The following is a 23,506-nucleotide window of genomic DNA, read 5'->3' as shown; positions in this document are numbered from 1 at the left end:
CGGGAGGTCGCAATAGATGCAGTACAACAAGATGATAAGGCTTCCTTTGCTGCTGCTGGTGATGTCAGGCATTCTTTCAGCGTGTGAGGGAAGTCCCGCAGGCGGTAACGGCACAGTACCAGGCGGGGTCCCTCAGGCGGCGCAGTCTGGCGGAGGGGATCCCGGACAAACCGTCCGCTTTACCATCGCTTATGCGACAGGTGACGCCGCCACCAAAGGGGCCATAGCAGCTGTAATTAAAGCTTATACGGATGCTCATCCGGATGTGGAAATCCAAGATATCAGCGTAATGTCCTCCAGCGGCTATTTGGACTGGCTCAAGATTAAGGATGCCCTGGGGGAATTCCCGGATTTGGTGGAGATGCGGGATACTGAAGCTTTTGCCGGAGCGGGAAAAATAGCCGAGCTGCCGTCCGATTTGGCCGGGCTGTTCGACAATCCGCCGCAGGTGTGGGGGAAGGTGTGGAATGCCCCGCTGTTCGCAAGTGCCCCCCAAGGTATTATTTACAGCAAAAAAGCTTATGCGGCCGCCGGAGTTACAGACCTGCCCCGCACCTATGACGAGTTCCTGGCTATCCAGGAAAAACTGAAGGCAGGCGGGATTACGCCGCTCGCAGCCGGCGGCAAGGATATTTTCCACATGGGCTTTTGGGTAAATAAATTTCTGATCGATGAGGTATATGCCCGGGACCCGGACTGGAACGCCAAACGCAATGCGGGAGAGGTTAGCTTTCAGGACGGCAATGTGGTGCAGGCGGTGGCCGATTACAAGTATCTGTTCACCCGTTATGTAAATGAGGACTGGCTCAGCACCGGCGACAATCAGACGGCCTCCATGCTCGTGTCGGGAGAAGCGGCCCAGCTGTTCTCCGGGACCTGGATGTTCCCGCAGATCGAAGAGGCTGACCCGGACTTTGAATTCGGATTCTATGCGGTGCCTGACCGGGAAGGCAAAGTAAATGTGGTGGGACTGCCGTCCCCCGCCGGCTGGTCCTTGTCGGCAGAAGCAGCCCGTGACAGCGGGAAAACAGAGGCGATCAAGGACTTTCTCCGTTTCTTTTACGATCCGGAGCAGTATGCCGTGTTCCTGTCCCGCGTTAACGGCATTCCTGCGACTGCAGAACCCGTCACCTACGAGATCAGTGAGGTGATGAATACCGCGCTTGAGCTGGTGGCTGATCCTGCGGTCACCAAGTCGAGAATGCTGGGGACCTGGTGGGGGGACAATATGACGCCCCAGCAGTACCGTAACTGGTTCTATAGGCTGCTGCAGGAGCTGGTCCGGAAGGATGGCGATGTCAGGGCGTATATGGTCCAGGCGGATGCCGAATATGACAGGCAGTTAAAAGAGGATGGGCTGTAACACCAGAACACCGCAGCTTAAATAATTTCATAAACCAGGTAAAACGGGGGTCTGCGGACCTCCGTTTTTTGCTGTTTTTCACTTAAATTTACCGCACACCGCGCTTAAAAAAGTTCATTCAACCCTTTGCGGCAGAATGCTATTCTGATATCACAAGGAAACGCTTACTTACGGTGATGCGCACATCGGACCGCTTTCCAGCCTTACAAAGTTACCAGACTTTGAACCTATTAGGGGGTTACTTTTCACATGAACAATAAAACGATAATCAAGCTGTCCACACTGCTGCTTGCCGCTACAACAGTCCTGTCAGCCTGCGGCAGCAACAACAGCAGCAGCGGGAATGCCGGCAGTAACAGTAACAATGGCGGATCTGCAACAGATGCACCAGCTGCAGCAGCAACCGACAGTAAAAAGGAAGTCAGCTTCACGATCGGCTACGCCTCCGGCGATCCGGCTACCAAAGAGGCTATTGCCGCCACTGTCAAAGCTTATATGGAAGCCAATCCGAATGTGAAAATTAAGGATATCAGCGAGACCTCGTCAGCAGCCTATCTGGACTGGCTCAAAACCAAGGATGCCGTAGGCGAGTTCCCGGATCTTGTGGAAATGCGGGATACGCAGGTGTTCGCCGATGCCGGAAAAATTGTCGAGCTGCCAGCCGATCTTCTGGACCTGTTCGATAATCCGCCGCAGGTGGACGGCAAGGTATGGAATGCACCGCTGTCCGTTAACGTGCCGCAAGGCATCATTTACAGCAAGAAGGCATACGCCGATGCAGGAGTTACCGAGCTGCCCAAAACCTATGATGAATTCCTGGTGATTCAGGAAAAGCTGAAGGCTAGCGGAATTACACCGCTGGTTGTCGGCGGGAAGGATATTTTCCATATGGGCTTCTGGGTGAACAAATTCCTGATCGATGAAGTTTACACGAAAGACCCGGACTGGAATTCCAAGCGCACCGCCAAAACAGTCAGCTTTACCGACGCCAACGTAGTGCAGGCAATGACTGATTTCAAAGAGCTGTTCAAAAATTATGTCGACAAAGGCTGGCTCAGCACCGGCGATAACCAGACCGCCTCTATTCTCGTATCCGGCAAAGCGGCGCAGCTGTTCTCCGGCACGTGGATGTTCTCGCAAATCCAGGATGCGGACCCAAGCTTCGAATTCGGGTTCTACGCCATTCCTGACCGGGCAGGCAAAGTAAATGTCATCGGTCTGCCGTCACCGGCCGGCTGGTCCCTGTCTGCTGATGCTGCCAAGGATGCTGACAAAACAGAGGCGATCAAGGATTTCATCCGCTTCTTCTTCTCCCCTGAGCAGTACGCTCCTTATCTGGCCAGCATCAACGCCATTCCTTCTACCAAGGAGAAGGTCAGCTATGAAGCGGGTGAGCAAATGCAGGTAGCGCTGGACCTGATTGCCGATCCGAATGTGACGAAGTCGCTGGCTATTAACAACTGGTGGGGAGAGAACCTGATTCCTCCGCAGTTCCGTAACTGGTTCTACAAGCTGCTGCAGGATCTCGTTGTAAAAGATGAAAACGTTGCCGAATACATGAAGCAGGCGGATACCGAATACGATGCACAGGTAAAGGCCAACCAGCAGTAAAGTAAAAGCGTCCGTAAAGAGGAGCGCAGCGTTTCAGCTGTGTCTCCTCCGGCGGCGCAGGTCCGGGAGGGAGAGCTACTATGGCTACAGCAGTAAAGAGAGCAGACAAGCCGCTGACGGCAGCCATGCCGGTAAAAAAGAAGAAAAAATGGCAGTCCTACGCACTACTGTTTATTCTGCCTTCATTTTTGATCTACACCTTGTTCGTTATTGTTCCAACCGCAGGCAGCATTTACTTAAGCTTTACCTCGTGGGATGGAATCAGTGAGGATGTAAGGTACATCGGGTTCGCCAATTTCGTGGAAATATGGCACAGCCCGCGGGTACACAATGCGCTGAAGAACACGCTGATTATGACGGTCAGCCTGGTTGTACTGGAGAACATCGCTGCCATTGCGATGGCGGTCATGGTCGATAAGGTACGCTGGTTCCGCAATTTGTTCAGAAGTATCTTTTATTTCCCGACACTTTTGAGCGGGATTGTAATGGGGTTTGTCTGGGCCATGATCTTGAATTACAACTTCGGGGTATTCAACCAGCTGCTCGATGCTGTCGGGCTGGGAAGCTGGATGGTTGACTGGCTGGGGAATCCGGACTATGCCATGATTTCGATTATTTTGTCTACGGTGTGGAAGGGTGCAGGTTATTACATGATCATCTATCTGGCAGGACTGCAGGGTATTCCGGCAGAGCTGAATGAAGCGGCGAGCATTGACGGAGCGAACGGCTTCCAGCAGTTCCGCCACATTACGTTCCCGCTGCTGGCCGGATCGCTGACCGTATGTATGGTGCTGTCCATGATCAGCGCGCTGAAGATTTTTGATCAGATTGCGGTAATGACCGACGGCGGCCCCGGCTTTGCCACCGAGACCTTAACCTATATTATTTATAAAGTCGGCTTTGGCGAACTCCGGCAGGGCTTCGGTACGGCGCTTGCGATGGTGCTGTTCCTGATTATTTTGCTCATCACCATCATTCAGGTGAAATTCCTCCGGAAACGGGAGGTGCAGATGTAACATGACTATTCAGACGAAAAAAAGAATCAGCGAGATCACCCTGTTCGTGATTACGCTGCTGGTTGCAGTCATCTTCTTTTTCCCGATCTTCTTCAACCTCATGTCTGCGTTCAAAAGCAATGCAGAAATCATGCGGGATGCGATCGCTTTTCCCAAAGGGCTGTACCTCGACAGCTTTAAATATCTGCTGACCGAGACGGAATTTCCGCGGGCGATTGTGAACAGCCTGATTCTGACCCTGGTCTCGATCGCTGCACAGGTGCTGATTATACCGATGGCCGGTTATGCGATTGAACGCAGGAATGCACGCTGGACCCAGTTTGTCTTCCTGTATTTCCTGGCCGGGATGATGATTCCTTTTCAGGCGTATATGATTCCGCTGTTCAAAGAGCTGAGAATGTTCGGGCTGTACGGCAGTCTGGCCGGTCCGATTCTAGTCTATGTTGCCGGTGCTGTCGGATTTGGCTGCCTGCTCTATACGAGCTTTGTCAAAGGCATTCCGCAGGAGATTGAAGAAGCTGCCGAGATTGACGGATGTTCGCGGTACGGGATCTTCTGGAAAATTGTCTTTCCGCTCATGGGACCGGTTACGGCAAGTATGGTTGTGCTGAACGGACTGGGGATCTGGAATGACTTTCTGCTGCCGATGCTGGTGCTGCCTTCGGGTGAAGCCAAGACGATGGTCGTGGAAATCTACCGCTACATCGGTGAATTCTCGTCACGCTGGGATATGATTTTTGCCGGAACCGCCATGTCGGTTGTCCCCGTGCTGATCGTGTTCGTCTCGCTGCAGAAGTACTTTGTCAAAGGGATTGCGGCAGGGGCGACCAAGGGGTAAGGGAGATTTAGCAGTAATAGCATTTAATAAAGCAGCAGTCCGCCTGAAAGGGGAGGAGGCTGCTTTATTTTTTTGGCGGGCATAAGGTGCTACGGAACCGCTTCATTATTGATCCAGCAGCAAATACCAGTAAATCGCAGTTTCATTGGTTTGCGGATGCAGTCCTTTATACAGGAAATGATCGAATCCGCCGATGACAAATCCGCATCGCTCATACAACTTGCAGGCAGTCACGTTAATGTTCTGCGTCTCCAGCATCAGGCCCGGCAGGTCGCCGGCTTTGGCCCAGTGTTTGGCTTGCTCGATCAGCTGCCGGCCGATGCCGGACTTTCTGTAAGAGTTGTCTACCTTTATGTACTCGATATAGGCATAGTTGTTCCAGTTCCTTTTCAGCACAAGCTGGCCTGCCGCCTGTTTTCCCGCAAACGCCAGATAGATCACTTTATCAGGATTGTCAATGTAGTCAGAGTGGGAACCGGCAGTCAGCTCCTCGTCATCATAGCTTTTGGTATATGCAGCCACCTTTTGGACAGTATAGCGGATTTGCTGATTTTCGGTATGCAAAACAAGAATGGAATCAACGGTAAAGCTGCCGCTCAGGAGGATCCCCTGATCTAAATCTTCCTCTTTCAGTTCCCTGATGGTAATGTCCACAGCTGGTACTCCTTCCTTTTACGGACCCGGCCCGTCACAAATTAAGAATTATGAAGCTTACGGTACTCCAATGGCGTTAGTCCGGTGATTTTTTTGAATACGGCATGAAAAGAATCGGTATCACGGTAGCCGGCTGCTTCGGCAATCAGGTGGATCTTGAGACTGGTAGAGCGCAGCAGCTCACAGCTTTTCTGTACCCGCAAGTTTTGCAGGTAGGAGCCAAAGGTCTGGCCGGTATGCTTGTGGAACATGCGCTGCAGATGTCTGACGCTCCACCCCGAGCTTTCGGATAATTCCTTCAGTGTCAGGGGTTCAGCCAGACGGTTCTCCAGATACCTTAGAATATGTGCGAACTCAGCAGCTCCTTCGGCGCATTTACCAGTCTCCCCGGATTTAGTTCTGTATACCGTAACCACCAGCTGGCTGACAAGTGTGATCAGCATTGTCTCTGAGCCTGTTCCGTCTCCATAGCTTTCGCGGTACAAGTCCAGCAGCAGATTTTCGATTCTCCCGTTATGATCATGGATATGGTAGTAAGCACAGCTGTTAGCGGCAAGTGCGGACAGGTGGGCAAGAATTGGGGGTTCCTGTACAATAACCATCAGCCGCTCCACCATATGGTTATCAAAAAGGCAATTGTAGACGATCAGCCGGTTGCCGGATGCATCGGGCGTAGCCGGACGGAACACATGGGAGACACCGACAGGAAGAACGAAGAGCATGCCTTTTTGCACGGGGATAATCTCGTCTTCAATATGATGGTAACCTCTGCCTTCCGCCACATAACACAGCTCTATAAAATCATGGGCATGAAAAGGGGCATAAAAGCCTTCCGGAACCCGGTTCACCAGCAAATGCAAAGGATTATGCAGTAAACTCTCACTTGTAAACAGCTCGCTCTTGCGCTGCATGATATGCCTCCTGATATGAAAATGGCCTGATCACCAGGCAGTTATGGCCTGAACTCCCGGTAATGTAAGCGATACCGCAGGTATAATTATAAAATAAACACTGCTCTATCGCCATTAAAGGAGGAAACAAAGGGATGCTGAATGTAACGAAGCTCCGCTCGGAGTACAAAGAAAATCCGCTGGGTACCGAAGTGAACGCCCCGAGAATCAGCTGGCAGCTGGTCTCGGATGAACGAAACTGCCGCCAATCCGCCTACAGGATCCAGTTATCCAAGGACGCTGACTTTAAGAGCATTATTTTTGACACCAAAAAAGTGGAGTCCGCCCAGTCTGTGCATGTTGAATTAAAGGGTCTGTACCCGGAAGCACGTACACGGTATTTCTACCGTGTTCAGGTATGGGATCAGAAGGGGCTGGAGTCGGGCTGGCCGGCAGAACCAGCCTATTTTGAAACAGGGCTTTCGGGACCGGAAGCGTGGCAGGCGGAGTGGATTGCTCCTTCAGCAGCATTTTTACCGCAGGAGTCTGACGTGTGCCCGCAGTTTCGTACCTTTGTTCAACTCAATGCACCTGTCGCCCGTGCCAGAATTTACGCAACCGCACTAGGGCTGTATGAGCTGGAGCTGAACGGCAGCAGGGTGGGGGAACATTATTTTACACCCGGCTGGACCAGTTACGGAACACGGCTGCAGTACCAGACTTATGATGTGACAGATTTGCTCCAGCCGGGCAAAAATACGCTCGGCGCGCTGCTCGGCAACGGCTGGTACAAGGGATACCTTGGCTTTAAGCAGGAAAAAAACATTTACGGTACGCACCGGGCGCTGCTGGTAGAGCTGCATATCTGGTATGAGGATGGCCGGGAGGAAGTCATTGGTTCAGGTCCGGACTGGCAGGCAGCAGAGAGTGCTGTGCGGATGTCGGAGATTTATATGGGCGAAGATTATGATGCACGTCTTGAGCTGGCATATGACGATTCTTCTACGGACAGATGGAATCCCGTTGAAGTGATTAATCATACCAAAGAGATCATTGTCGCCCAGGAAAATGTTCCGGTCACCAAGGTGGAGACGCTTAAGCCAATTGCACTGCTGACCACACCTGAGGGAGATAAGGTGCTGGATATGGGCCAAAATATGGTCGGCTGGCTGGAATTTACGGTCCGGGGAGAAGCGGGGCAGAGGGTGGAGCTTCAGCATGCGGAGATACTCGACCGGGACGGAAATTTTTACCGGGACAATATCCGGGCTGCCAAGCAGATCAATTCTTATACCTTAAAAGGTGGAGAGCCGGAAAGTTATGAACCGCATTTTACGTTCCAGGGCTTCAGGTATGTGAAGCTGACAGGGTTTCCGGAGAGTGCCGTGCCGTCGGATTTCACCGGTGTTGTACTGCATTCCGATATGGAACGTACGGGTGACTTTGAGTGTTCCGACCCGCTGGTTAACCAGCTGCACCATAACATTCTGTGGGGGCAAAAGGGAAATTTCCTGGATGTGCCGACCGACTGTCCGCAGCGGGATGAGCGGCTGGGGTGGACCGGGGATGCCCAGATGTTCGTCCGTACCGCCTCTTATCTGATGAATACGGGGCCGTTCTTTACCAAGTGGCTGCGGGATCTGAAAGCTGACCAGCTGCCGGGAGGCGGTATTCCTTTTTATATCCCGAGCCTGCAGGAGGCATTCTCGGAAGGCTGGGGAGACACCAGCCATTCCTCGGCAGCCTGGGGGGATGCGGCCACGATAGTGCCTTGGACTGTCTATGAAATGTATGGTGACACCAGACTGCTTGCCGAGCAGTATGACAGCATGAAGAAGTGGGTTGCCTATATTTACGGGGAAGGCAGCGATCCGTATCTCTGGAATACAGGCTTTCATTTCGGTGACTGGCTGGGCCTGGATGCCAAGCCGGACAGCTATGTCGGGGCAACGGACAGGGATTATGTCGCCACCGCCTTTTATGCTTATTCCGTGGAACTGACGCATAAGGCGGCTGTAGCGCTTGGCCGGCATGAAGATGCCGCTTATTATCTGGATCTGCACAGAAAGATACGGGCTGCCTACCAGAGTGAATTCATAACGCCTTCGGGCAGATTGGCAGTGCCTACCCAGACTGCTCAGGTATTGGCGCTGCGGTTCGGTCTCGTAGAAGGTGCTGCAAAAGACCGCGCGGTACAAAAACTGATCCGTCTGCTGGCTGAAGCGGGGGACCATCTGACCACAGGATTCGTCGGAACGCCTTATCTGAATCCGGTGCTCAGCGAAAACAGACAGAACGAGCTGGCTTACAAGCTGCTGTTCCAGCAGGATTATCCTTCATGGCTGTACCAGGTAACCAAGGGGGCAACCACAGTCTGGGAACATTGGGATGGCATCAAGGAGGACGGCAGCTTCTGGAGTGCAGATATGAACTCATTCAATCACTATGCGTATGGTGCAATCGGGGAGTGGCTGTACAGGTATGTTGCCGGCATCGGCACAGACGAGGGGGAGCCGGGCTTCAAAATGATCCGGATCAAGCCGCATCCGGGTACCGGTCTGGAGTATGTGAAGGCAGGCGTCGAAACGATGTACGGCCGCGTATCTTCTTCATGGACGCGTACAGCGGACGGCGGAATGGAGATCAGTGTCACTATTCCGGCAAATACGCGTGCAGTTGTGACTCTTCTTGGAGCGCTGGCGGAAAGGGTGCTTGAGAACGGTGCGCCTGCCGAGCAGGCAAAAGGCATTGAAGAGCTGAAAAATGTTGCTGAGGGTGCAGAGATCACACTGGGTTCAGGAGACTACAAATTCACCTATTAATGTATAAAGGCAGTGATTTCCTGTTAAGGGGAACCACTGCCTTTTGTTGTCTTAGGTAATCTGGCTTAACCCGGCAGGCCAATGAAGCAGAAGCGGATGACATCCACGATCCCGTGCCCCAGCATGGCGGAGGTAATGTCCCGCTTTTTTTGCAAGGCGGCAAATGGCAAGCCAAACAGGACAGCAAGCATAATCGTGGGGATGAGCCCGCCAATGATCCCGCCGTGAATAAAATAGTCCGGAGTATGGATCAGCACATGCGGGATAATCATCATGAACCAGACGGTGAAATGTTGAGCTCTGGTTTCGATTCTGCCGTTCAGAGAAGACAGGCAAAGGGCGTTGAATAATGCCCGCATAGCAATCTCTTCATAAATGGCCGGACTTAGCGCCACCTGGAAATAAGTTAGCTTGACCGTGAATTCCCCTAAGTCGCTCATGAACATCAGGTTGAGTATCCCCAGCAGAATACCGGCGGCAACCCCGATTAGCAGGCTTACGGCAACCGATATTTTGCTCTTTTTGTTCAGGAAGACCAGACTGCCCTCTCTGTATTTGTTGAATGTGCTGAAAATAGCCAACGATGATAATAAGGTAATGATACTTGTACTTGCCAGGGTGAACAAAGAGTAATTGATATAAGCCGCTGCGACAGCTGCAGCTAAGAGAATTGAGAGCAGGATTTGCCGCATTGGCGGCAGCTTGTGTTTTATAAGGAGCAGTAGACTGATGAGTATAGTCCACACTTCCATTAGAAGCCACATTCTGCCTGTTGGCGGATTATTGCTGTTGATTAAAAAATTCGCCAGAAAAAGCAGGAAAAACATAAAAAACATAATCCAAACCGGCTTTAAATTACCCCTGGTGGTCACCTTTTCAATCCCCTTCCATATACGAGCAAATATGTATGACAATTGAAACAGCATACCACTGTTTATCCCAGTGTGAAGTTAATTACCTCACTTCCTTAACAGTAGCGGGAATGTCCGGATAGCACTGTCAAAAGGTCCGGATATCGGCCAAAAAAACTTTTATGATATAAATGCTTCCACAATTTTGCACAATGGAGGGAATGTATGTTTAACATGAAAAGATCCAGGCTTTTGGTTGTATTGCTGGTACTGGCACTTACAGTCATGCAGTTTCCGGGCGGTACAGAAGTCGTCGCAGCAGCACAAAGCTATGAAGCGGAGTCAGCAGTATTAACAGGCGGGGCAGCAGCAGCTTCAGACCATACCGGCTACAGCGGGAGCGGCTTCGCAGGAGGATTTACAGACAGCAACAAAGGGAATGCTGCTGCTGGTTTCAATGTACGCGTTTCCTCATCCGGCAGCTACACGGCAGCGCTAAGGTATGCCAACGGCACCGGGTCCGCGAAGACTTTAAGCCTGTACATTAACGGAGTGAAGCTGAAACAAATTTCGCTTGCCGCAACATCGGACTGGAATACCTGGGCTACAGCAGTTGAGACCGTAACATTGAACTCCGGCAGCAACATTCTACTTTATAAATTTGATACGACGGACAGCGGTAACGTAAATTTGGACAAACTGACGCTGGATATATCACCGGGGACCAATCTGGCTTTGAACAAACCTTTGACTGCAAGCAGTTCCGTCTCCGGTTTTCCTGCGGCAAATGCCGTTGACGGTAATGTATCAACTTATTATGAAGGTGCAGCCAACAGCTATCCCAACACATTAACGGCCGATCTGGGAAGTATACAAAGTGTTGGTAAGGTTATAATTAAGCTTCCGGCCTCCTGGGGGACAAGAACACAGACGCTGTCAATCCTGGGCAGCACGGACAACACGGCATACAGCACCCTTGCACCTTCGCAGACGTATTCTTTTAATCCTGTTTCAGGCAATTCGGTTCAGGTTTCTTTTGGGACAGCTTCTGCCAGATATGTAAAAGTGAGCTTCACAGCCAACAGCGGTGCAACCGGAGGCCAGGCAGCAGAATTTGAAGTGTACGGCAGCGGCACAGTTACGCCTACAGCGGCACCATCACCAACTGTTTCCCCAACAGCTGCACCTACACCTGCACCAACTGCCACAACTACGCCTGTACCTACAGCCACAACAGTGCCGACCGCGACCCCTACACCAGCTCCGTCCGCTGGAACGTACGGTGCAGTCATGCCTTATGATACTTTTGAGGCGGAAGATGCCGTTTATACTGGAACGCTTATTGGCCCTTCGGCTGCCGCCGGCGAACTTCCGTCTGAAGCTTCGGGGAGAAAAGCGGTCAGGCTGACCTCAGCGGGGCAATACGTGCAGATTACACTTTCCAAGCCGGCAAAGGGAGTCACCATCCGGTACGCCATTCCCGATAATGCGGCCGGAACGGGGATTGATGCGGCGATCAGCATGTATGTGGGCGGAACGCTGTATAAAGATGTTAACTTAACTTCCAAATACAGCTGGAATTACGGCGAATGGGGGACGGAGGGCGGAGAAATCCGCTGGTCAAATAATCCGAACGCAGCATCCGCCACACCGGCTCATATGTATGACGAAGTCTCTGTTCTGCTGGATAAGACCTATCCGGCCGGAACGGTCATCAGGCTGCAGCGGAATGCCTCTAATCTGAATTTCAGCTCGGCATCCTACGTTGCAGTGGATTTGCTGGAAACGGAAGACGTGCCTGCAGCCTTAACCAAGCCGGCCAATTACGTATCGGTTACTGCCTATGGCGCGGTGGAGAACGATGGGGCAGATGACACCACAGCGTTTAACAACGCGATCAATGAAGTCAAATTCTCCGGAGGTGTATACAAAGGGATATGGATTCCGGCCGGAACCTTCCATTTGAACAACGGCAGCAGAGGTGCGGGATATGACGGCAGCGGAACAAGGCTGTATCTGGACAGCGGCGTATCTGTAAAAGGGGCCGGTATCTGGCATTCCACCCTGTCCGGAAATTATGCGGGCTTCTATCTCAGAGGCGGAAATGTTACGCTGTCTGACTTCAAAATCAGTGCCAATGACATCATCCGGGATGATTATAACGGTGTAACTGCGGTGGAAGGCAACGGCACGAATTCAATCATGAACAATCTCTGGATCGAGCACGGCAAAGTAGGCTTCTGGTTCACCAATGAAACAAACGGTGTCACAGTATCCAATTCCAGAGTCCGGAATGTCTGGGCGGACGGCCTCAACCTCCATAGGGGCACATCCAATTCCACCGTGACTAATAACTCTGTCCGGAACAGCGGTGATGACGGGATGGCCATGTGGTCAGACACCTACCTGAATACCAATAATACGTTCAGCTATAATACCGTACAGCTTCCTACCCTGGCGAACAACATCGCTGTTTATGGCGGCAGGAACAATAAAATCATTGGCAATCTGCTAACAGATACGGTGCGGACAGGCGGCGGGATTTCCTTCGGCACCAATTTCAGCCCGCCCTCAATGACCGGAACCTTGACCATTGAGAATAACAAGCTGCTGCGCACCGGATCCGCCCACCGTGATTACGGCTATCAGATCGGTGCCATTTGGGCCTATTGGCTGAACAATAGCGGCAAGGCCCAGAATCTGGCGGTGACGGTGTCCGGCAATCTGATTCAGGACAGCACATATTCCGGGATCTTTATTGAAGAGCCGTCGCCTGGCGTGGCGATGACCTTCGGTTCCAACAACATCGTGAACAGCGGAACCTATGGTGTGCACATTAGAGGTTCGGCAGCAGGCAGTGCGGTGTTTAACGGCAATACCGTTACAGGAGCACCGTCCGGCAAATTCCTGAATGCTTCTACGGGCTTTACCGTTTCGGGGACGGGAAACAACTGGTAGCCGGTTAGTCACAAGAGGCTGCTCCAAAAGCCATAACTGGCAGTTTGGAGCAGCCTTGTTTTGTGCATATGCGGGTACTTATTTATCGCTATGATTCCGCCGGCTCTTCCGTAAGCCGGCGGTAGCCCATGGGAGGCAGGCCGGTCCAGCGCTTGAACTGCTTGCTGAAATGCGAGACATCACGGTACCCGAGCCGGTGGGCAATCATCTCAACGGTAAGGCTGTTGTCCAGCAGCAGCAGCTTGGCGTGGCGGATGATAAGATCCGACAAGTATTGTCTTGGCGACATCCCGTATATTTGCTGGAAAGCACGGTTGCAGTGATTAGGGCTGTAACCCAGCTGTGCGGCGATGCCTTCAATCCCGCCGCCCCTGCTGCCCGTATCCGCAGCGGTAAAGACGGATTCCTGCAGGAGTCCCTCTATGGCGTTGGCCAAAGCGATGGTGTTATCCGACACGCCAGGAAGCGCGCCCTTGGATACTGCCGCCGTTTCTGCCAGTACCCAGCCGCTAAGTGCAGTGAACAGCTGCAGGGAGGCATTCAGGGTAATCAGCCGGTTCAGCTGTGCATCGCTGGCTTCAGACAGAATCGTTGAGCTGATGAAATGGTCCAGTGCCGAGCGGATTGCGCGCAGCTCAACGGTGTCACCGCTTAGGCAGACCACATCCATCGTCATCAGGGCGCGCCGCAGCGTCAGGTCGTCGATATCAAAATGCAGACAATAATAAGTCAGCTCGCTGCCGGGTTCGGCACCAAGGCTGGAATGCTGCACCCCGGGGCGGATAAATAGGATATCGCCGCTTTCCTGCATAAAAGGCCTGCCGCCGACAATCATCTGCTGGCGGCCCTGCAGAACAATGTTAATCTCAAACATCGGGTGTGTATGTCCAGGATACTGCCAAGCTGCCGAAACCTTCCTCCAGTGGGCAGCAAAAATATGAAAAGCCGCCTGGATATCCGGGGACATCCGGCCGTCAAGGGAATGCAGTATACCGGGTTCATATGACTTCATTGCCATCCTCTTTTACAGGTAGAATTTGTCTTCATTATAGCACAGCCTGTCTCCGGGAATTGATTTGCCCAAATAATTGTCGGCTTTGGGCCTGTTGCCGCTGCCGGTGCAAAGCTAACATAGAACTATGGGCCGGCGGATGCCGGGAATCAGCCTGGAAGGAGTGTTTTTGGATATGCCTCACAATATTTTTTATAACGCACATCACTCGCCGATTGGCGCTTTTGCCAGCTTTACACTCGGATTTAAGGGGGCGGGGGGCGGATTTGATCTGGAAGCCGCCAGGCCGCCGAGACAAAATATATTCATTGGACTGCAGCGTAAAGACGGCACCGGATACGACACCCTGCCGTTCCATACACAGGCGGGAAATGATGAGAGCAAACGCTATGACATTGAGAATCCCGATCCGAAGCAGGAGAAGCCGCACATTTTGTACCCTTTTGCAGACAGCGAGATCGTCCGGGAATTCGCTTTGGCTACAGACAGCTGGTCGGCCGGAGATTTGAATTTCAAGATTTACTCGCCCGTTCAGCCCGTACCGGACCCGGAGACGGCTTCTGACGGTGAATTGAAGAAAGCTCTGCTTCCGGCGCTGCTGGTGGAGCTGACCGTGGACAATACTGCAGGAGAAGCCGTACGGCGGGCATTCTTCGGCTTTGAAGGCAATGATCCGTACAGCGCCATGCGCAGGCTGGATGACAGCTCTGCCGAGCTCACTGGCGTCGGCCAGGGGCGCTTTGTAGCCATAGCAGGGGAACCGGGCAGAATGAGATCTGCGATGCATTTCAAGATCGAGGACATTCTTCAGGCCGAACTGGAAGAGAATTGGACCTTTGGCCTCGGCCGGGTAGGGGCGCTGGTGATGGATGTTCCTCCGGGTGTGAAGGAAACTTACCGCTTTACGGTCAGCTTCCACCGCTCCGGATATGTCACCGCAGGGATTGATGCTTCTTACTACTACAACCGTTACTTCAGCAATATTGAGTCTGTGGCGGAATATGCCCTGTCCAATTTCGAGGTTCTCAAGGAACAGGCGGAGCAGGCTAACGTTATGATTTCGGACAAAAGCCTCAGTGCTGACCAGACATTTATGCTCGCGCATGCCATCCGCAGCTATTACGGTTCAACCCAGCTGCTGGACTACCAGGGCAAGCCTTTCTGGATCGTGAACGAGGGAGAATACCGGATCATGAACACCTTCGACCTTACAGTCGACCAGCTGTTCTACGAACTGCGGATGAATTCCTGGACCGTGCGCAATGAACTGGACATGTTTGTCGACAGGTTCAGCTATGAGGATACTGTACGTTTCCCCGGCGACAAGACCGAATATCCGGGAGGCATCAGCTTCACCCATGACATGGGGGTAGCCAATACGGTATCACGCCCGGGGTATTCTGCATATGAGATGTACGGCATTGACGGCTGCTTCTCCCACATGACCCATGAGCAGCTTGTGAACTGGGTGCTTACCGCAGCGGTATATGTGGAGCATACCGGCGATCAATCCTGGATGGACAGAAATCTCTCTGTCCTGGAAAGCTGCCTGACGAGTATGCTGAACCGTGACCATCCGGACCCGCAGCAGCGCAATGGCGTGATGGGCCTGGACAGCTCCCGTACGATGGGCGGTGCGGAAATTACAACCTATGACAGTCTGGATGTCTCACTGGGGCAGGCCCGTAACAATATCTATCTCGCAGGGAAATGCTGGGCGGCTTATGTGGCCATGGAGAAGATTTTTGCCGGAAGAGGCAGATCGGAACTGGCGGAAACTGCAGGCGTACAAGCAGGGCGCTGTGCAGCGACGATTGTGGCCAGCGTGACGGCAGGAGGTTATATTCCGGCGGTTATCGGGGAGGGGAATGACTCCAAAATCATTCCGGCGATTGAAGGGCTGGTCTTCCCTTATTTCACCGGCTGCAAGGACGCGCTGGAGCGGGACGGACGGTTCGGTGACTATATTGCGGCGCTGGACCGCCATCTGGAAGCCGTGCTGGTGCCGGGAGTCTGCCTGTTCGAAGACGGAGGCTGGAAAATTTCCTCCACCAGCAACAACAGCTGGCTGAGCAAAATTTACCTGTGCCAGTTCATCGCGAGACAAATTCTTGGCAGGGAGTGGGATGAAAGCGGACATGCCGCTGACCGGGCCCATGCAGATTGGCTGACGCATCCGGAGCTGTCCATCTGGAGCTGGAGCGATCAGATCATCTCCGGCGAGATTACCGGCAGCAAGTATTATCCGCGCGGCGTTACAGCGATTTTGTGGCTGGATGAGCAATAATTTATAGTCTTGAGTAACATCGGACAGCATCCGATAAGCTGTTCTTCCGGGATAGGATTTCCGGGGAACAGCTTTTTTATCTATTTGTAAGGGTGTTTTGGCCTGATGAAGATAATGCCTTGATCATTTTAAAATTGACTAAAGTAATCCCGTTGCGGACCACGTTCTGCTCAGTCACTGTACGGAAGCCGTGATGTTCAAAAAAAGGTTTTGCCGTAAGGCTGGCATCCACATCTAACAGGTCAAGGCCCAGCAGCGCTGCTTCGGATTCAAGTACATGCAGGAGAGCGGAGGCGATGCCCTGTCCCTGATAATCCTTATGGGTAAACATCCGGTCTATATGGCCCGCTTCTGTCATATCGGCAAATCCCGCAGTTTCACCGTTGATCTCCGCTACATAAGTAATATTCCTGCTGAGCGACTCCAGCCACAGGTCTTCCCGGGTCTGCTGTTCCTGAAGGGGTGCCCAAGCATTCAGCTGGTCCGGCGTATAGTCCTTTGTGTTGATGGTATGTACCGTCCCGTAGAACAAGGATACGATGTCGTGTATGTCAGACCCCTGAAACTTTCTTATGTTCATAAGAGCTCCCCCTAAATTTTACTGCTTAACAGACACGGATTCATTATACTTATAAAAGGAAAAGCTGTGCAAATATAACACTAAGGGCGGGGAGCAGGTGGAGAAGCAGAAACAGATACATATTTTTGATAAGCAGGCAGCCCGGTATGACAGGAGAAAGGAAGGGACGGAACAAAATCGCTGGCGTCAGCTTCTGGTAAGCCAGGCGAAGGGCGAAGTGCTTGAGCTCGCTGTCGGTGCAGGTGCAAATTTTCCTTTTTATCCACCGGGAGTAAAAGTTACCGCTGCTGATTTTAGCGGGGCCATGCTCGAAAAAGCGAGACGGTCAGCCCAGCGGCATGGGATTCAGGCCAGCTTTGTAACGGCTGATATTGAAGAGCTGAATTTTCCCGATCATGCATTTGATACGATTGTTTCCACGCTGTCCTTTTGCAGTTATGATCATCCGCTGCAGGTGCTGAACAAAGTTAAACGCTGGTGTAAACCAAATGGGCAAATCCTGCTTATGGAGCATGGGATCAGTTCAAACCCGGCCGTTTCTGCTCTTCAAAAAGCACTGAATCCTTTATTACACCGTGTCTATGGATGTCATTATACAAGAGATATGTTAGAGCTCATCCGAGAGTCGGGTCTTGAGATGGTTAAAGTGGAAAGCTACTGGCTGAATATGGTGCATCTCATATGGGCCCGTCCGCGGCAGGTGCAGCCGCCGGACCAGGAAGCATCATCCTAAGTATTGTTACATGAAGAAGCGGAGCCGCCGGCTCCGCTTCTTTGGATAGTGCTGCATATTTTCATGGTGATCCTGATTGATGTCAGGCTTACAGCCACTTCAATGCCCACTGCTCCACATGACCCAGTGCTTCTCCAAGCTCACGGCCTTTGCCGGTCAGGGAATATTCAGTTCTTACCGGACGCTCCGGGATGACGGCACGGCTGAGCAGACCGCATTCTTCAAGCTCCTTCAGCCGCTCATTAAGCATGCGTTTACTGAGGTCCGGTATGATGGCATGCAGCTCACTGAAGCGCTTGGGGCCTTCCATCAGCACATGAAGGATGAGATTCACCCACTTTTTTCCGATAATATGAAAGGCATGTTCGACTTTGGCCAGCAGCGGCTTAACATCCTGGTTCATAATCTGCTCATCCCCGCGTAGTTATTATAAATATCCTCCTTACTATAACATAGTGTAAACTTCGTGAAAATAATAACTTTTTGTAATTGTCGAAATGAGGTTGACGAATGGATTTTACAGTCGTATGATTTGTTATGTAAAAGTTTGCGGGTAATTTTAAGTAACCTCATAAAGAATAGATAATTACGGGAGGAATGAAAGTGGAATCATCAACATTTGTGCTCTTTGGAGCTACCGGGGACTTGGCGAAACGCAAGATTTACCCCGCTTTATATAACCTGTTTGCAGATGGCAAGCTTTCCGGTCCTCTCTCCGTCATTGGTCTCGGAAGAAGAGAGATTACGAACGAAAAGTTCCAGTCCCAGGTGCTGGACTCGCTGCGTACCTTTTCCCGCCGGCCTGTAGCAGATTCGGCTGAGCTGCAGAACTTTCTGCTGTCTTTTGAATATAGCATGCTTGATGTCGGCCATGAGGAGGATTACGTGAAGCTGCTGGCGCATGTGCGCACACGTGAGGAGCAGCTGGGCATTCCGGAGAACCGGATGTTCTATTTATCGGTCGGCCCTGAATTTTTTGGTCAGATTGCCGGCAATATTAATGCAAGCGGGCTTGGTGACACCAAGGGCTGGAAACGCCTGATTATTGAAAAACCGTTCGGACGGGATCTGCAGTCGGCGCGGGAGCTCAATGACAGCCTTAGTGCCGCTTTTAAGGAAGAAGAGATTTTCCGGATCGACCACTTCCTGGGCAAACCGATGGTACAGAATCTGGAAGTGCTGAAGTATTCCAACCCGGTGCTGAGAGCGTTGTGGCAAAACCGTTATATCGCCAACGTGCAGATTACTGCCGCTGAAACAGTAGGCGTGGAGGAACGTGCCGGTTATTATGACAAGTCAGGCGCACTGCGCGATATGTTCCAGAATCATATGCTGCAGCTGCTCATGATGATGGCTATGCAGCTTCCGAAGGGAAGTACACCTGAAGATGTGCGCAGCAAGAAACGCCATGTGATCTCCTCGGTGCGTCCTCTGCTGAAGGAAGAGGTGGCACAGCATGTCGTCCGCGGACAATATGCTGCTGGTGAGATCAAAGGCGCTCCGGCACGAGCTTACATTGACGAACCGGGTATAGAGGCTTCATCGCAAAATGAAACTTATATCGCTGCACGTCTCTTAATCGATGATCCGATGTGGGAAGATGTGCCGTTCTATATCCGTACAGGCAAACGGATGAAAGAGAAATCAACGCGTATCGTTATAGAGTTCAAAGAACCGTTTAATGATTTCCATAACAAGAACAGAGGAAAGCTGAATCTGGATCCGAATCTTCTGGTCATTGAAATCGGTCCGGGGGAAGGGATTTCCCTGCAGCTTAACACCAAAAATCCGCGCCAGCACGGAGAACTTGAGCCAGTCAGCATTAAGCATGACTCGGGCAATCCGGACAAGCCGGAAGCTTACGAGAATTTGATTTACGATGCTATGCTCGGGGATGCCACCTTCTTTGCCCACTGGGATGAAGTGGAACTGTCCTGGCAGTGGGTTCAGCCTATTATCGAAGCGACAGAAGAAGGCACACTCCCGCTTCATACTTATGCTTCCGGTTCCTATGGACCCGCCGCAGCGGACGATCTGCTGGGTGAAGACCACTGGTGGCTGGATGAACAGGCGGACACAGAGGAAGCTGATGAGACTACTCCAGAGGCCATCCGGCCCGGCGCTTAACTATTTTTAATGAAGAATAAATAAGGAATAATGGAGGGATTACCAATGAAAGTCGGATTAATCGGATTGGGTAAAATGGGCTTTAACCTGGGCCAGAACCTGCTGGAGCATGGACATGAGATCGTAGCGTATGACGTAAATGCAGCTGCAGTGGAAGAGCTGGGGGCCAAGGGAGCAGCCGGTGCGGCAAGTCTTGCTGAACTGGTAAATAAGCTGGAGTCTCCGCGGATTGCCTGGATTATGGTTCCGCATCAGTTCGTGGATTCCGTCATTGCCGAGCTTACACCGCTGCTGTCCAAGGGAGATATCATTATTGAAGCAGGCAATTCCCACTACAAGGAATCTGTCCGCCGCCATGATGAGCTGAGCAAAGAGGGGATTTACTTCCTGGATGCAGGAACCTCCGGAGGTATGGAAGGCGCACGCAACGGAGCCTGTTATATGATCGGCGGGGACGAAGAGGCCTGGGCGGTTGCCGAGCCGCTGTTCCGCGATACTTCAGTGGAGAACGGATACTTGTATGCAGGGAAATCCGGCAGCGGACATTTTCTGAAAATGGTCCATAACGGGATTGAGTACGGCATGATGGCCGCGATCGGGGAGGGCTTCGAGGTACTGGAGAAAAGCGGATATGACTTCAACTTTGAAGAAGTAGCCCGCGTATGGAATAACGGTTCCGTAATCCGTTCATGGCTGATGGAGCTGGTGGAGCGCGCCTTTTCCAAGGATGCCAAGCTGGATGAGATCAAAGGGATAATGCACTCCTCGGGTGAGGGCAAGTGGACACTGGAAACGGCGTTTGACCTGCAGGCTGCCACTCCGGTTATTGCCATGGCCCTGCTGATGCGCTACCGGTCGCTGGAAACCGATACCTTTACAGGTAAGGTCGTTGCTGCACTGCGTAATGAATTCGGCGGACATGCTGTGGAGACTAAATAAGTTCTTTCTATATTATATAAAAAGACAGCAGGCTTCTTTATTCTCTGCATGGGGAATGTGAAGCCTGCTGTTTTTTGCGTTAGCCGGATAAGATTGGAGGTTCCCCGAAACGGTGCCCTGTTGTACTATATAGAGATAACTCCGACAACTAGAGGAAATGGTGATTTCAAATATGGTCAACTTATTGGAAGTGTTAAAAAAGGAAGTTGTACCTGCCGAGGGCTGCACGGAACCGATAGCTGTCGCTTATGCGGTCTCCCTGGCCGCCGAGCTGGTGCAGGAAGAAATCACATCGATTAAGCTGCTGCTGAGCGGCAACATTATTAAAAACGCGATGGGCGTAGGCATCCCCGGCACCGGACAGACCGGCCTGCCGATTGCGGCTGCGCTGGGGGCCGTCATTCAGCGTTCATATAAGAAGCTGGAAATCCTGTCCGGGATGTCCCCGGAAGAGCTCGCGCAGGCGAACTCGATGATCGAGCGGAAGCTGCTTGAGGTTGAACTGAAAGAAACGCCGGAGAAGCTGTACATTGAAGCCATCGTACGGGGAAAGAATCACACAGCTGCCGCAATTATTGCCAAAGAACATACCCAGGTTGCCTCCTTGGCCAAGGATGGAGTTCAGCTGGAACTGCCGCAGGGGACGGTGAATTGCGGAGAATCTGAAGAGTCCGGACCTGAAGCATATGCGGTGTCACTGGACGGGATTTTCGATTTTGTGCAGTCTGTTGATTACAATAGTCTTCGTTTCCTGCTGGATGGTGCCGTGATGAATAAGGCGATCTCTGACGAGGGCTTGCGTGGTGATTACGGGCTGCAGGTCGGCAAAAAGATGAGCCAGCAATCAGCTGTGAACCTGTTTGGAGGCGACGTGGCCAATAAAGTCATCGCCGCAACGGCAGCTGCTTCTGACGCGCGGATGGATGGCAGTGCAATGCCGGTAATGACGACGGCGGGCAGCGGCAACCAGGGGATCGCCTGCACCCTGCCGGTAATAGCACTTGCCGAACTCATGGGCAAGAATGAGGAACAGCTGGCCCGGGCGCTGGCTCTTAGCAACCTGATTACCGTCCATATCAAGCATTATATCGGGCGCCTGTCACCGCTATGCGGGTCGGGGATTGCCGGCGGAGTCGGGGCGAACAGCGGAATTATTTATTTAATGGGCGGCAGCCTGGATCAGATTAAACATGGTATCCAGAATACAATAGCCTCCCTGTCGGGAATGATTTGCGACGGCGCCAAATCCACCTGTGCCTTAAAGATATCTACAGCTACCAATGCCGCCATCCAGGCCGCTACGCTGGCCATGAATAATATTTCTCCTACTGTTAATGACGGCGTGATTTTTGAGGAGGTGGAGGAGACCATCCAGAACATGGAGCGCCTGGTTCAGGAGGGGCTTGCCGCTACCGATACAACCATCCTTAATATTATGCTGTCTAAGGGGACGGGGATATAGGAGAGTAGGAAGTGTTTACCCTCGAGGTGGGGGAATGTGGTCGGTTTTTCGCATACATTGGTTCGGATACCCTCGGGGTGGCAGAATGTGTTCGGATTTACGCATACATTGTGCTTTTTTACTCTGTGTAGAAAATAGCAGAGGCAGAAACACCTTTAATTTCGGCTCAAATGGCCAAATGCTCGAAATGAGGGGTAAAAGTACCTTTGATTTCGGCTCAAATGGCCAAATGCTCGAAATGAGAGGTAAAAGTACCTTTGATTTCGGCTCAAATAGCCAAATGCTCGAAATGAGAGGTAAAGGTACCTCAGCTTCTGGCTTGGAAGAGCAGATGACCTGGATGCAAGGCGCCAATTCCTTTGATTTGCAGAAAATAAACAGAGCAGTGAACTCCCTTAAAGAGAATCACTGCTCTGTTCGCTGTCTATGCGCCTTTAAATGCAGACTTTACAATCCCATTCCGCTGTCTATTCGGCCCAATTTGTACAATTAATAAATAACCTCTACATTCGCCTCGTCCAGCCGCTTGAGCCAGGCATCCGCCGGCTTGCGGTCGGTAATCAGCACATCAATTCTGTTTAGTTCCACCAGCTTGGTGAAGGCCGTTTTGTCAAATTTGGTATGATCGGCGAGCAGCACCACTTTTTCAGCCTGGCGGAGCATATGTTTTTTTAGCTCACATTCCGGTTCGTTGGAATCGGTAATTCCCCGTTCCATATCAATCCCCTTGCAGCTGATCACGGCAGTATCCACATTATAACGCTGAATTGTATCATGGGCGACCGGCCCGACGAGTGAGAGCGAACGGTGGCGCAGCGAACCTCCTGAGGAAATGATGTTTAGCCCCGAGCTTGCAAACTCATGCAAAATATTGATGGAGTTCGTAATCACCGTCAGATTATTTTTATTCCCGAGAAGCTTCAGAAATTCAAAAGCAGTAGAACTGGGGTCCACCATCAGCGTGTCTCCATCGTTCACAAGATCCAGCGTTTTCAGGGCAATGTTGCGTTTGATATCGGTATTCAGGGCATTCCGGGTTACAAAGGGAAGATCTTCGTTAGTATGCCTGTTCAGCATCGCTCCCCCGTAAGTGCGGCTCAGGATGCCGTCCTTCTCCAGCTTCTCCAGATCCCTGCGGATCGTTTCTTCCGTCACTTCGAACATCCGGCTTAAGTCGGAGACCAGCACCCGTTTATCCTGATGGACGAGATCTATAATTCTTTTGCGTCTTTCGGCTGCCAGCATTGTAATCACCTTTCCGTGGGCTTATAGCCTATAATATAGACCTAAAGATCTGTGTTGTGCAACAAAAATAGAGAAAAACCACATGGTTTTATTCATTTCAAGGGTGAAAACCTGCGTG

18 protein-coding genes are annotated in these 23,506 nt (G+C 51.7%); 11 read left to right on the top strand and 7 right to left on the bottom strand.

The window, feature by feature from the left end; translation table 11 throughout:
• Nucleotides 1-16: 16 nt before the first annotated feature.
• The 4 genes from C2I18_RS29260 to C2I18_RS29245 all read left to right on the top strand — a co-directional run bounded on the left by C2I18_RS29260 (nucleotide 17) and on the right by C2I18_RS29245 (nucleotide 4,828).
• Entirely contained in the window at nucleotides 17-1,363 is a 1,347-nt protein-coding gene (locus C2I18_RS29260) for an ABC transporter substrate-binding protein (RefSeq protein WP_249899195.1), read from the top strand.
• Nucleotides 1,364-1,612: 249 nt separating this feature from the next.
• On the top strand, nucleotides 1,613-2,974 hold the full coding sequence (locus tag C2I18_RS29255; protein WP_249899194.1) for an ABC transporter substrate-binding protein: 1,362 nt from the start codon (nucleotides 1,613-1,615) through the stop codon (nucleotides 2,972-2,974).
• A gap of 80 nt (nucleotides 2,975-3,054) precedes the next feature.
• Entirely contained in the window at nucleotides 3,055-3,990 is a 936-nt protein-coding gene (locus C2I18_RS29250; RefSeq protein WP_249899193.1) for a carbohydrate ABC transporter permease, read from the top strand.
• A 1-nt stretch (nucleotide 3,991) separates the two neighbouring features.
• Nucleotides 3,992-4,828 carry a carbohydrate ABC transporter permease gene (locus tag C2I18_RS29245; protein WP_249899192.1) on the top strand — a complete coding sequence of 279 codons (837 nt, stop codon included), beginning with the start codon at nucleotides 3,992-3,994 and terminating at the stop codon, nucleotides 4,826-4,828.
• A 105-nt stretch (nucleotides 4,829-4,933) separates the two neighbouring features.
• Here C2I18_RS29245 and C2I18_RS29240 read toward each other — a convergent pair whose 3' ends face one another.
• Together C2I18_RS29240 and C2I18_RS29235 are read right to left on the bottom strand one after the other, a co-directional pair.
• Complete coding sequence (locus C2I18_RS29240) at nucleotides 4,934-5,482, bottom strand: GNAT family N-acetyltransferase (protein WP_249899191.1); 549 nt, start codon at nucleotides 5,480-5,482, stop codon at nucleotides 4,934-4,936.
• Nucleotides 5,483-5,523: 41 nt separating this feature from the next.
• Nucleotides 5,524-6,393, bottom strand: coding sequence for an AraC family transcriptional regulator (locus C2I18_RS29235; protein WP_249899190.1), 870 nt, complete (start codon nucleotides 6,391-6,393; stop codon nucleotides 5,524-5,526).
• Between the two features lie 134 nt (nucleotides 6,394-6,527).
• On the opposite strand from C2I18_RS29235, the gene C2I18_RS29230 reads away from it, so the two are divergent.
• Nucleotides 6,528-9,194, top strand: a complete 2,667-nt coding sequence (locus C2I18_RS29230; RefSeq protein WP_249899189.1) for an alpha-L-rhamnosidase — start codon at nucleotides 6,528-6,530, stop codon at nucleotides 9,192-9,194.
• A gap of 65 nt (nucleotides 9,195-9,259) precedes the next feature.
• Here C2I18_RS29230 and C2I18_RS29225 read toward each other — a convergent pair whose 3' ends face one another.
• Nucleotides 9,260-10,030 carry a hypothetical protein gene (locus tag C2I18_RS29225; RefSeq protein ID WP_249899188.1) on the bottom strand — a complete coding sequence of 257 codons (771 nt, stop codon included), beginning with the start codon at nucleotides 10,028-10,030 and terminating at the stop codon, nucleotides 9,260-9,262.
• A 240-nt stretch (nucleotides 10,031-10,270) separates the two neighbouring features.
• Here C2I18_RS29225 and C2I18_RS29220 point away from each other — a divergent pair, with 240 nt between their 5' ends.
• A complete protein-coding gene (locus C2I18_RS29220) occupies nucleotides 10,271-13,003 on the top strand; it encodes a discoidin domain-containing protein (protein WP_249899187.1) in 2,733 nt (910 codons plus the stop codon).
• Nucleotides 13,004-13,091: 88 nt separating this feature from the next.
• Here C2I18_RS29220 and C2I18_RS29215 read toward each other — a convergent pair whose 3' ends face one another.
• Nucleotides 13,092-14,015, bottom strand: coding sequence for an AraC family transcriptional regulator (locus tag C2I18_RS29215; RefSeq protein ID WP_249899186.1), 924 nt, complete (start codon nucleotides 14,013-14,015; stop codon nucleotides 13,092-13,094).
• 175 nt (nucleotides 14,016-14,190) lie between these two features.
• Between C2I18_RS29215 and C2I18_RS29210 the strand changes: the two genes are divergently transcribed.
• Nucleotides 14,191-16,302 (top strand): glycoside hydrolase family 52 protein, encoded by a 2,112-nt coding sequence (locus C2I18_RS29210; protein WP_249902292.1) that lies wholly within the window; start codon nucleotides 14,191-14,193, stop codon nucleotides 16,300-16,302.
• A gap of 76 nt (nucleotides 16,303-16,378) precedes the next feature.
• Here C2I18_RS29210 and C2I18_RS29205 read toward each other — a convergent pair whose 3' ends face one another.
• Nucleotides 16,379-16,882, bottom strand: a complete 504-nt coding sequence (locus C2I18_RS29205) for a GNAT family N-acetyltransferase (protein ID WP_249899185.1) — start codon at nucleotides 16,880-16,882, stop codon at nucleotides 16,379-16,381.
• 97 nt (nucleotides 16,883-16,979) lie between these two features.
• Between C2I18_RS29205 and C2I18_RS29200 the strand changes: the two genes are divergently transcribed.
• The gene (locus tag C2I18_RS29200; protein WP_249899184.1) at nucleotides 16,980-17,615 is read left to right on the top strand and encodes a class I SAM-dependent methyltransferase; all 636 of its coding nucleotides are present in this window, start codon (nucleotides 16,980-16,982) and stop codon (nucleotides 17,613-17,615) included.
• Nucleotides 17,616-17,703: 88 nt separating this feature from the next.
• Here the strand turns inward: C2I18_RS29200 and C2I18_RS29195 are convergent, their stop codons facing one another.
• Entirely contained in the window at nucleotides 17,704-18,018 is a 315-nt protein-coding gene (locus tag C2I18_RS29195) for a winged helix-turn-helix transcriptional regulator (RefSeq protein WP_249899183.1), read from the bottom strand.
• A 200-nt stretch (nucleotides 18,019-18,218) separates the two neighbouring features.
• On the opposite strand from C2I18_RS29195, the gene zwf reads away from it, so the two are divergent.
• The 3 genes from zwf (at nucleotide 18,219) to C2I18_RS29180 (ending at nucleotide 22,143) form a co-directional block, all read left to right on the top strand.
• A complete protein-coding gene (gene zwf / locus C2I18_RS29190; RefSeq protein WP_249899182.1) occupies nucleotides 18,219-19,742 on the top strand; it encodes a glucose-6-phosphate dehydrogenase in 1,524 nt (507 codons plus the stop codon).
• 45 nt (nucleotides 19,743-19,787) lie between these two features.
• On the top strand, nucleotides 19,788-20,681 hold the full coding sequence (gene gnd, locus C2I18_RS29185; protein ID WP_249899181.1) for a phosphogluconate dehydrogenase (NAD(+)-dependent, decarboxylating): 894 nt from the start codon (nucleotides 19,788-19,790) through the stop codon (nucleotides 20,679-20,681).
• A gap of 190 nt (nucleotides 20,682-20,871) precedes the next feature.
• Nucleotides 20,872-22,143: an L-cysteine desulfidase family protein gene (locus tag C2I18_RS29180; RefSeq protein WP_249899180.1), complete on the top strand. Its 1,272-nt coding sequence runs from the start codon at nucleotides 20,872-20,874 to the stop codon at nucleotides 22,141-22,143.
• Between the two features lie 489 nt (nucleotides 22,144-22,632).
• Here the strand turns inward: C2I18_RS29180 and C2I18_RS29175 are convergent, their stop codons facing one another.
• The gene (locus tag C2I18_RS29175; protein WP_249899179.1) at nucleotides 22,633-23,388 is read right to left on the bottom strand and encodes a DeoR/GlpR family DNA-binding transcription regulator; all 756 of its coding nucleotides are present in this window, start codon (nucleotides 23,386-23,388) and stop codon (nucleotides 22,633-22,635) included.
• Between the last annotated feature and the right edge of the window lie 118 nt (nucleotides 23,389-23,506).

Origin of the sequence: Paenibacillus sp. PK3_47 (assembly GCF_023520895.1) — a bacterium.
In the GTDB taxonomy this organism is placed as follows: Bacteria; Bacillota; Bacilli; order Paenibacillales; family Paenibacillaceae; genus Paenibacillus_AQ.
The sequence above is the reverse complement of the archived record's forward strand: the minus strand, read 5'-3'. Positions and strand labels throughout refer to the sequence as shown.